Below are 9,728 nucleotides of genomic sequence, written 5' to 3' on the forward strand. Positions count from 1 at the left end.
GAGATATGGAGTCCACGGGCGGCAGGCCGGTAGCCTTGATTACGGGAGCTTCCAGCGGCTTTGGTTTATTAACAGCGATTGCTCTGGCGCAGGAAGGTTACCATGTCATCGCAACGATGCGAGATATGGGGAAGCAGGATAAATTGCTTTCGATGGCTGGGGAGAAGGCGGTTCTGGATCGGATCGAGGTTATGGAGATGGACTTTACGCGAGAGGAGCAGGTGGACCTGGCGATCGGCGAGACAGTCGGCCGTTGGGGCCGCATTGATGTGCTCGTCAACAATGCGGGGTATGCCGTGATGGGAGTCGTAGAGGAGATTCCTGTCAAGGATTGGCACGCCCAATTCGCCACCAATTTCTTCGGGACCGTCGCGGTGACCAAAGCCGTTCTTCCTCATATGCGCAGGCAAGCCCAAGGGAAAATCATCAACATCAGCAGCGGTGCAGGGATTATCGGGTTTTCCAACACGGGACCTTATTCGGCTTCTAAATTTGCGGTAGAAGGGTTCAGCGAAGCACTGCGCCTGGAGCTGCTTGCTTTCAACATTGCCGTTGTGCTCGTGCAGCCGGGAACCTACAACACCGGAATTGCCGAGAAACATGATTATCATCAGGCCCCTGATTCACCTTACGCCAAAATGACGGATGCGTTCAACCGGTTCAATAAAAAATCGGAGGACAATGCCCCGGATCCGATTCATGTCGCCCGTACGATTGTCAAAATCGTTAAAGCCCGTCATCCGAAGCTCCGTTATACATGCGGGAGCGATGCCAAACTGATCGCGATCATGAAAAGATGGCTGCCCTGGTCGCTTATCGAATGGATGCTGCGCAAGATTCTTCACTGAATGGAGCAGGCTGCTGTGCAGCCTTGGCTTGATGAAGACCATAGCGGCATAGGCTTCAAGTTTTTTGACCAAACCCGCGCTTGAACAGCAGACCGGTTGACATCTTCGCGCACCATAACGAGAAAGCGGTAAACAGCAGCGCCCACACAAATGCCGGCACAAAAGTCGCTTTGCCCAGATTGGCGGCGTCACCCGCGGAGCCGGTTGAAAGGATGGCATTCGATAGAATGACAAAAGGGCTGATAACGGATTCTACAAGGACGATAAAGGCGATCAGCAAATAATAGCCATGCCTCAGCCAGATAGGCGCCATGGCAGCAATGACCGCCGTCAAAGCGGCAAATCCGGCACACCAGGTCATCCCGTACCCATTGCGGACAAACAGGGCGACACCTGCCACGGCCAGAACGGCTGCGATAATCAGCCCGGCTTTTTCCTTGCGGCGGGCATATAGCAGAAACAACAATAGAGAAAATAAAGACGAACCCATATAACCGGCAAGCGAGATCGGAATCGTCATCCATTGCTCCGTATAGGAGGAGTAGGTAACGCCGGCCTGATTGGAGAACAGATGGATATACATGACTTTTCCCGAAAGAACCAGCGTAACCAGCGCATGCGACAGCTCATGAACGAGCGTATCGACGTTGCGGAAGAACGCGGAAAACGGGATGAAACGCGTCAGGAATAGGGCGAGGATCATGAAGAGTCCCATTTTCAGCCAAGCCTTGATAGCAATCCCCTCTTTCTTTGAATATTCGGTAACACCAGGTCATCCCTATACTAACCCGTTAGGCGCTATGGCGTAAAGATAAGGATTGCCGGGAATAGCAAATGCCTGTGATACTGGGATGGTTTTAAGAGGTGGGAGCATGAGCAGCAGCGCACACTATTTCAAACAGATAAAATTCTAGAAATATCACTCGATGATGCTTTTAATCATTTAATGTAATTGAAGTTTCGGTCATTTAAAAGAGAATGATTGTCAATTTTAACGGAATATTTAAAGGCGATTGTGAGTTATTATCATTTGGAAAATTGGGTTGCTGAAACCCTTAGTATCCAAACAAGTTGAATCGTTAAATAAATCAGACTTAGTTCAAATTATCATTAAAAGACATGCAGCAGTATTTGGAGACCGCCTATCGGATATAAAGGCAGCTAAAGATAATGGTTGCACGAGACGACGAACTTTCTCAGGCTGATATCGTTATAGATGACTTAATTGAGTTGAAAACAATAGTATCTCAGTTAGAAAATAGCTGTTCAACTATCGGGTGCGATAGTGGAATGAAGCAGAATGCAGTGGTAGTCTGCTTCTTTTCATTTGAAGTAACGGGCAGTAGAGCGTGGTGTTGCCTTGTTGAACTATTGGGGAGTTATTGCAGTATTATATGGTACAATTATCCATAAGAGATGAGGTGCCTTTATCAAGAAAAGATATGCCTTCCTAATAGTTTCCATATTATTGTTTGTGATGGTTTATACAAAACCAAGTACTCAAGATTATGATATTTACCTCCATAAGATCCATGGTCTTAAATGTGACAGTACCGAAAGCTCTAATTGCTTTCACACTATTAATGACTTGAAATCATCACATCTCACACATCAGATTATTTTTATGACAGCAGAGACAAAAATTTTTGGAGATACTGACAATAAAATACGAGTAGTAGGTATTTTCAATCATTTCTTTGTAATAGAAAATAGTCTTCATCCTAAATCGGATAATGACAATAATATCGGAGTTCCGTTATGGGTAACGATAGCACAACGACCAATAGGCTACCTGCGATCGGCAGTCCTTGCTTAATTATCGGTGAATGATAACACAATGATACCAGGCTGCCGATATAGTCGGCTGCCTGGTCAGTTAACAGGCATTTAATTGGATAAATGTTACAATGGTATGAGAAAAGGAAATCAGATTACGGAGGGTGAGAATGGAATTACTTATTATAATTGTATTGGTAATTGGTTTGGCGGGTATGATTGGGAACCAATATTCGATGTTAAGGAAGATGGAGGGAATTGAAAAAATTCTTTGTGAAATAAGGGATAAAAAATAAGCAAACAATCTTACACTAACGGTGAACGATAGTTGGATCTACTCACACACCGCAGCAGCCAGCCATACGATCGGCTGCCGTTGTCCGTTGAAGTACGGGCAGGATACTGAGGTTTTCATGAATTAATTATATTTAGATTTTAACTTTGCATGGGAGGGATTGTATTGAATATAGAAATCATATCCCTTGATGAATCTCATATTCCTAAAGTCAAAAATTTGATAGCAGGCTACTTAAATTCTTCTTCCAATGGAGTGGGCGAATCAGAACCATCACCAGAGCATCTAGAACAATGTGAACAAATCTTAAATAGGTTTATTAATGACGGCTCATCTAATTGTTTTTTAGCTAAGCAGGATCATGAATATATTGGGTTCATCATCCTTTCTTGGAGCTTCTCGATCAGCAAAGGCTACCCAGTATTGCGTATAGAGGCATTATATTCATCATCGAAGCATAGAAAGAAGGGTGTTGGCAGGAAACTAATGGAGCATGCCATTGATTTAGCTATTTCTAATAAAGCAACACGAGTACAGCTCGAAACAGATGATGATAACGCCCCTGCTCGTACTTTGTACAAGCAACTTGGATTTAAATTAATACAAGGTAAGGGTGTATATATGTCATTTTTATAGAGGTTGTGGGATTAAGCTAACGGGTACGATAATACAACGAAAAACAGGCTCTCAAGAATCGGCGACAGTTATGCGTAACAAATCCGTTAGGACTTAGGTATAGAATGTAAAGAGTATTAAATGAGCTAAGAGGAGGTGAAGAACATTTATGGAGTAAAAAAGAAGTGGCAAATAATGATGATAATTTGTACTGCCCTGCTTATATTTGTGACCTTTATTTGGTTTTCGAATACGACGGTTATCTACGAATATGCATCAATTTTCGAGAAAACACCAAACTCCATTTCTCTGGAAAATGAAAGTGGGCGGAAAGTGAGCGTATCAACATCCTTGAATATTAGTGATTTAATTGTGGTTGGAGAGAAGTATTGGGTTAGATATGAGAAAAAGAGATGGCAATCACCGAGCTTAGAATCAATTGAGCATTGAGCTAACGGGCAGCATTCCTATTATGAAGAAATACGGAGTTTGAAATATAAAAAGACTCCTCGGTATGATGTTTAGGGGTCCCAGATGCTGGCCAGCGTCAGATCCAAAAACAAACCAAGGAGACTACAAGATGCATTCTACTCAAAAAGAACGAATTAATCAAATCACTTCTTCTACCTAAATCATAGGAATCGACATTGCAAAATTCAAACATGTGGCGAGGGCCCAAGACTTCCGCGGAGTCGAGTTTGGGAAGCCCATTACGTTTGAGAATAACCGAGAAGGATTCGAGTTGTTCATGAGCTGGTACCAGAAGATTTCAATGGATCAAGGGTTCCAGGACGTTATAGTTGGCATAGAACCTACAGGTCACTACTGGTTAAACCTTGCTCATTTCCTAAAAGAAAAGCAAGTGAAGTACGGTGTGGTGAATCCATTACACGTGATGAAAAGCAAAGAACTAGACGACAATTCTCCTACGAAGAATGACATTAAAGATGCGAAAGTGATTGCACAGCTGGTCAAAGACGGGAGATACGCCGTACCGAGCCTTCCTAAGGGCATCTATGCCGAACTGCGGGAAGCGATGAAAATTCGCGAACACCTAACGACTGGTTGTGCAAGCACGTGTCCATAACTGGTCAGATCGGTATTTCCCAGAGTCTCTGACGGTCTTTAAAGATTGGGAGTGCAAATCTGCCATCCAAATGTTAAACCTTCATCTACTACCGCATGAACTTGTTCACGTGCCGGATACAACCTTACTACAGCACTTGAGAGAAGCTGCAAAGCGAGGGCTTGGTCTAGGTCGAACATTAGTTTGAAAGCAGCAGCAAGCCGTTCTGTCGGCATACGAGACGGCTCAGAGTTAGCTAAAATGGAGTTGAAGCTACTGCTGATCCAGTACGAATGGTTTCAAAACAAGCTTGAAGAACTGGGGGCAAAGGTGCAACCATACTTTACCGTAGCATCTACTTTTTACATCAAGTGGTTTTCAACATACCCATAAATTTCTTCCCATACAACTTAATACCATTGTAATGTTATCTGCTAAAAAGAAAACTTGGTCAAAATCTAAGAAAACGAGAGCAATTAAGAGCTTAGCGATTCTCCATAGAGGGAGGATAGTTCAATCACTTCTCGAATACTTCAAGTACGGAGAATTTGTGAAGTTCGTGAATAAGAGTTATCAGAAATAATTATAGAGAGGTAAACTAATAGTATGAAATATTGTTGTGAATCTATGGAAAAACAAATAAATCATAAATGCGACCAACATTCAGATCCTTTTGAATGTGCAGATAATCTTATTTTTTACTCACCGAGATTTGATGAGTATGGAATAATAATACATGATGGTGGAGCATCTTTTTCAAGGATATCTTACTGTCCGTGGTGTGGAACCAAATTACCGAACTCTAAGAGGGATTTGTGGTTTGATATACTTGAAGGAATGGGCTTTGATAGTCCGTTTGAACAAGATATCCCAGACGAATACAATTCAAACAAGTGGTATAGGGATAAATCAGTAGTTAAACCTGATAAAACTAGTATTAGAGAATATATTGAGAGTTGCATTCAAAAGATAGCTAATAAATATCGAATGGTAGAACCACCTAGCTTTATAATTGATAATTCCGTTGATTATATGACTGTCGATGTAACAGAGTTAGGTAAATTCTATAAGGGTACTATAAAGCTGTGCCCTAGTTCACAAGATTACCATTATGATGAAGTAATAGGTTCTACACTAATAAATTACTCTTTTGATGGATCTAAAACATTTAGAATTGATTTTTGATATGAACATGCCATATATAATGAAGAAGAACAAGGGTGCTATGGATTGATGAAGCAATCGAAAAAGACTATATAACAAATATCCGCCCGAGGCATTTCGAGGAAATTCATCCAGATCTTCATTACGCTAACGGGACACGATAGCGTGGAGTAGCTTGCTGCGGCAGCTGCTCTTTTTCTATTGAAGTAGACGGGCAGTTTAAATTAATCGTGACAGAAATCAAATGCTGCTGAACCACTTGACATGGGAAAACCGATAATTTAATATTAACTCAACGAACGTTTTGTGAAAAAAACGGAGGTGAATTGGTGTCTACCACTGGAAGAAAAAAAACGAATCGCGATCTTTTGGCGGAAGAGAGAAGACAGCAGATCCTAGATATCGCTAGGCGGCTTTTTGCGGAGAAGGGATTTCATGCGACTTCCATGCGCGAATTGAATAAAGAGATTGGTATGGCTGAGGCGTTGACTTATCATTATTTTCCCGGCGGCAAGCATGAAATTTTACAGGCTGTATTGCAAAATGCACAAGAGAAACGGATGGACAACATTCTTACGTCATTCGCAAGTACATTCCGCGATGATGCATCACTGCGGGAGGTGCTATTGATTGCGATTCACGGTTTCTACGAACGGCTTGTGAACGATAAGGAGTACTTTCAGATTTTACTTAGGGAACGTAGCCTGGTTGAGCACGAGCAATTGAAATGGTTAAATCGTATGGCGGAAAAGCCTTTCGACGCATTAGTCAGTTTTTTAAAAAGACAGGCAGAGCTTAGCGAAATTCGTCAGATGGATTTTGAGATGGCGGCGTCCCAGTTTATTTCGCATGTGGCGGTTGGTGCTTTCCAGCATATTTTATTTGGCAAAGAGAGAGACTCAGCACAGCTTGATCGAATGGTCGACTTCTATGTCAAGATGTGGTCCGCGTAGGACCCGTTCTTTTCCGCCCATTTTACTCAACGAACGTTTAGTTAGTGAAACGAATTAATTAATAATGGAAAACGGCGGTACTTAATTCAATGCAAAACACAGTACATCATATTGGAGGAAAATACTATGAAAAAACAACAAATTCCTGTATTGATCGTTGGCGGAGGATTGGTCGGTTTATCAACAGCCTTGTTTTTAAGTCATCATGACATAGCTTATCGTGTGATTGAGCGGCATCGCGGAACATCCATTCATCCCAAAGCACGTGGGATCAATACACGGTCGATGGAGTTGTTTCGCCCTTTTCAGATCGAAGAGAAGATTCGAGTAGCGGGCACAGCCTTAAGCAGAGGTAGCGGTGGTTTGCTCCAAGCCAATACACTCCTTAATGCGGATTTCTCAACGATGAAAGACTTGATTCAAAATCTTGTCATCGAGAATGAACAACTTAGCCCAACACGCGGTAGTTTTACGACCCAAGATTTAATGGAACCGATTTTATTGCAGGCGATCCAAGAACGCCAAGCGGATGTCCAATTTAATATGGAATTGGTTGAGTTTACTCAAGATGAACAAGGAGTTAAAGCAACCATCTTGAATCGTGAAAAAGGCACTCGCGAAACGATCTACGCGCAATATTTGATCGCAGCTGACGGTGCCAATAGTCGGATTCGCCAAGCATCAGAGATCCGGATGAGCGGACGCGGAACACTTAGCTATAATATGAACATGTATTTCCGAGCCAATTTGAAACCATACGTCGAAGGACACGAGTTTAGCATTTGTAATATTAATAATCCCGAGGCGACCGGTACATTGGTATCGATCAATAATGACAATCTTTGGACCTTCCATGTGAATTTTGATCCGGCCAGGGGAGAAAGCTTGAGCGATTTCCCTGATGAGCGCTGTAACCAATTGATACGAAAGGCAGTGGGTGATCCGGAGCTCGATGTGGAGATGATCAGTGTCCTTCCTTGGGAAGCCGCGGTAAAGGTGGCGGATCACTTCCAAGTCGGGCGTATCTTTTTAGTCGGGGATTCGGCACACCTCATGCCGCCTACTGGAGGATTTGGTGGAAATTCCGGGATCGCAGATGGACATAATTTAGCTTGGAAATTAGCTGCTGTACTAAAAGGTGCGGCTGCACCTGGACTCTTAAGCACATATGAGATCGAACGAAAAGCAGTTGCTCACTTTACCACCGAGCAAGCGGGTCTGATTGCGAATACAGGACAGCTTAATATGGTTCGTAAAAAAGAAGACAAAGCTCCTGTTACTAGTAATAATCATGTCATTATGCGATACCAATATTGTTCATTAGCTGTCATCGCTGAGCACTTTGATTCAGAGAGCAGCTTATCGCCTTATGTCGAAAAGCTTGATGGTAAACCAGGCACACGTGCACCCCATCTCTGGTTAGAACAAAAGGGACAACCCATTTCCACCATTGATCTTTTTAACAAAAACTTTGTCCTTATAACCGATGAACACAGCCCATGGGTCCATACAGCACAATATGTGTCTGCTGAACTTAACAACCTTCCAATTGATGTGTTCACCATCGGTCAAACAGGAAGTTTACAGGATCCTGAAAATCTGTGGCACAAAATCTATCGGATTTCAGCAGGTGGAGCCGTACTCATCCGCCCAGACGGTTTTGTCGCTTGGCGTTCTGGTCAGGAAGAAAATTTAAACGGGACATTGTTATCTGTGATGAAACAACTGTTATTCTTAGAAAAGTAATTAAAAACATAATGATCTGGTAAACCTTACCCATGAGAAGATCAATATCAACCAAAGGGAGCTGCCACGGCAGCTACTCCTTGTTTTATTAAGCGAAGGGCAGATGGGCGCTGTCCTAGTCATTGTTATCTGTTTAATAGCCAAATATAAAAAGGCAGGATACATATGGATTTTGGCACATATCCAGTTTTAGTCGAAGTTAAGATACAACGGCATCCAGCCAAAATGATCGGCTGCCTTTTCCACGCTATAAGACATGGAGGTTATCGAGTAGCCCTCGACTTGATCAAGGATCGTCATCGGAAAAGCTCCGGTGCGGCGTAGGGTGACAAAGTCTTGCTGTGTCTTAAAAATCCTCATTTTAAGATACCTCCTGAAAATGAAAAAGACCCTTCAAAAGGGATCATGGTACTAGGACACAGATATGATATATGTACAAAAAATTGATTGAGTCAGATTTTATCCAAAGGAGCAAACATGAACAAAAAAAACTGGAACAATTATGTACCAGTTAAGTGTGTGCCAAGTGCAAAGATGGATATCCCTAAAAAAGAAATGGATACATATTATCCTACAAAAAAATTCAACATAAGTCTATTACTTTTTTTGAATAAAATGTATGTTATTTATGCGGCCGCAACGCAGTATGAATAGAAATGATGGGAGATATCAATATGATTACACTCAGAAAGATCACACTGGAAAACCGGCGTGCCATGTTTAACTTGGAAGTATCAGAAGACCAACGGCGCTTTGTTGCGTCCAATCTGTCAAGTGTGGCTTCGTGTTATGTTCTTGCAACCAATGGGGGGCATCCATTTCCATTTGTCATTTATGCTGATGAGCAGCCGGTCGGTTTCGTTATGTTGGCATATGGAATCACTGGATATGATGAACCATCTATCGCAGAAGACAACTATTGCATCATGCGGTTAATGATCGACAGACAATACCAGAACATGGGTTATGGTGGGGAGGCTATGAAAAAGATTTTGGAATTTATCCGTACCTATCCAGCAGGTCCAGCACATTACTGTTGGATTCCTTATAAACCTGAAAACCTAGCTGCAAAAAAACTTTACGAAAGATTTGGCTTCCGTGACAACGGTGAAATTTTCAATGACGAGTCAATAACGGTGTTGCAGCTTTGATTTGATACTAAAACCGTTGAAGAACGTAAGATCAAAAGAAGGGCCATCTCGTTGATGATATGCTCCCCATACGGTAGACAGGTGAAATAATAAAACCTGTCACTGTAAGGGGAG

8 protein-coding genes and 2 pseudogenes are annotated in these 9,728 nt (G+C 42.3%); 8 read left to right on the forward strand and 2 right to left on the reverse strand.

Annotated features, from left to right (window positions below; genetic code table 11):
* Positions 1–5: 5 nt before the first annotated feature.
* The gene (locus IEY46_RS30860) at positions 6–848 is read left to right on the forward strand and encodes an SDR family oxidoreductase (RefSeq protein WP_188998646.1); all 843 of its coding nucleotides are present in this window, start codon (positions 6–8) and stop codon (positions 846–848) included.
* 55 nt (positions 849–903) lie between these two features.
* Here the strand turns inward: IEY46_RS30860 and IEY46_RS30865 are convergent, their stop codons facing one another.
* Entirely contained in the window at positions 904–1,551 is a 648-nt protein-coding gene (locus IEY46_RS30865) for a M50 family metallopeptidase (protein ID WP_229750657.1), read from the reverse strand.
* A 288-nt stretch (positions 1,552–1,839) separates the two neighbouring features.
* Between IEY46_RS30865 and IEY46_RS30870 the strand changes: the two are divergent.
* The 6 genes and pseudogenes from IEY46_RS30870 to IEY46_RS30900 form a co-directional block, all read left to right on the forward strand.
* Positions 1,840–2,120, forward strand: a pseudogene (locus IEY46_RS30870) (nucleosidase); the annotation flags it as partial.
* A 964-nt stretch (positions 2,121–3,084) separates the two neighbouring features.
* Positions 3,085–3,555, forward strand: a complete 471-nt coding sequence (locus IEY46_RS30875; RefSeq protein ID WP_188998602.1) for a GNAT family N-acetyltransferase — start codon at positions 3,085–3,087, stop codon at positions 3,553–3,555.
* A gap of 610 nt (positions 3,556–4,165) precedes the next feature.
* Positions 4,166–4,933 (forward strand): annotated as a pseudogene (locus IEY46_RS37250) (IS110 family transposase); the annotation flags it as partial.
* Positions 4,934–5,206: 273 nt separating this feature from the next.
* Positions 5,207–5,785, forward strand: coding sequence for a DUF6980 family protein (locus IEY46_RS36620; RefSeq protein ID WP_229750658.1), 579 nt, complete (start codon positions 5,207–5,209; stop codon positions 5,783–5,785).
* A 308-nt stretch (positions 5,786–6,093) separates the two neighbouring features.
* Positions 6,094–6,717, forward strand: coding sequence for a TetR/AcrR family transcriptional regulator (locus IEY46_RS30895; protein ID WP_188998608.1), 624 nt, complete (start codon positions 6,094–6,096; stop codon positions 6,715–6,717).
* A 126-nt stretch (positions 6,718–6,843) separates the two neighbouring features.
* On the forward strand, positions 6,844–8,463 hold the full coding sequence (locus tag IEY46_RS30900; protein ID WP_188998610.1) for an FAD-dependent monooxygenase: 1,620 nt from the start codon (positions 6,844–6,846) through the stop codon (positions 8,461–8,463).
* A 189-nt stretch (positions 8,464–8,652) separates the two neighbouring features.
* Here IEY46_RS30900 and IEY46_RS30905 read toward each other — a convergent pair whose 3' ends face one another.
* Positions 8,653–8,823 (reverse strand): hypothetical protein, encoded by a 171-nt coding sequence (locus IEY46_RS30905; protein WP_188998613.1) that lies wholly within the window; start codon positions 8,821–8,823, stop codon positions 8,653–8,655.
* Between the two features lie 314 nt (positions 8,824–9,137).
* Between IEY46_RS30905 and IEY46_RS30910 the strand changes: the two genes are divergently transcribed.
* Entirely contained in the window at positions 9,138–9,614 is a 477-nt protein-coding gene (locus IEY46_RS30910; RefSeq protein WP_188998616.1) for a GNAT family N-acetyltransferase, read from the forward strand.
* Positions 9,615–9,728 lie beyond the last annotated feature (114 nt).

It is taken from the genome of Paenibacillus nasutitermitis, assembly GCF_014641075.1.
Classification (GTDB): domain Bacteria; phylum Bacillota; class Bacilli; order Paenibacillales; family Paenibacillaceae; genus Paenibacillus_Z; species Paenibacillus_Z nasutitermitis.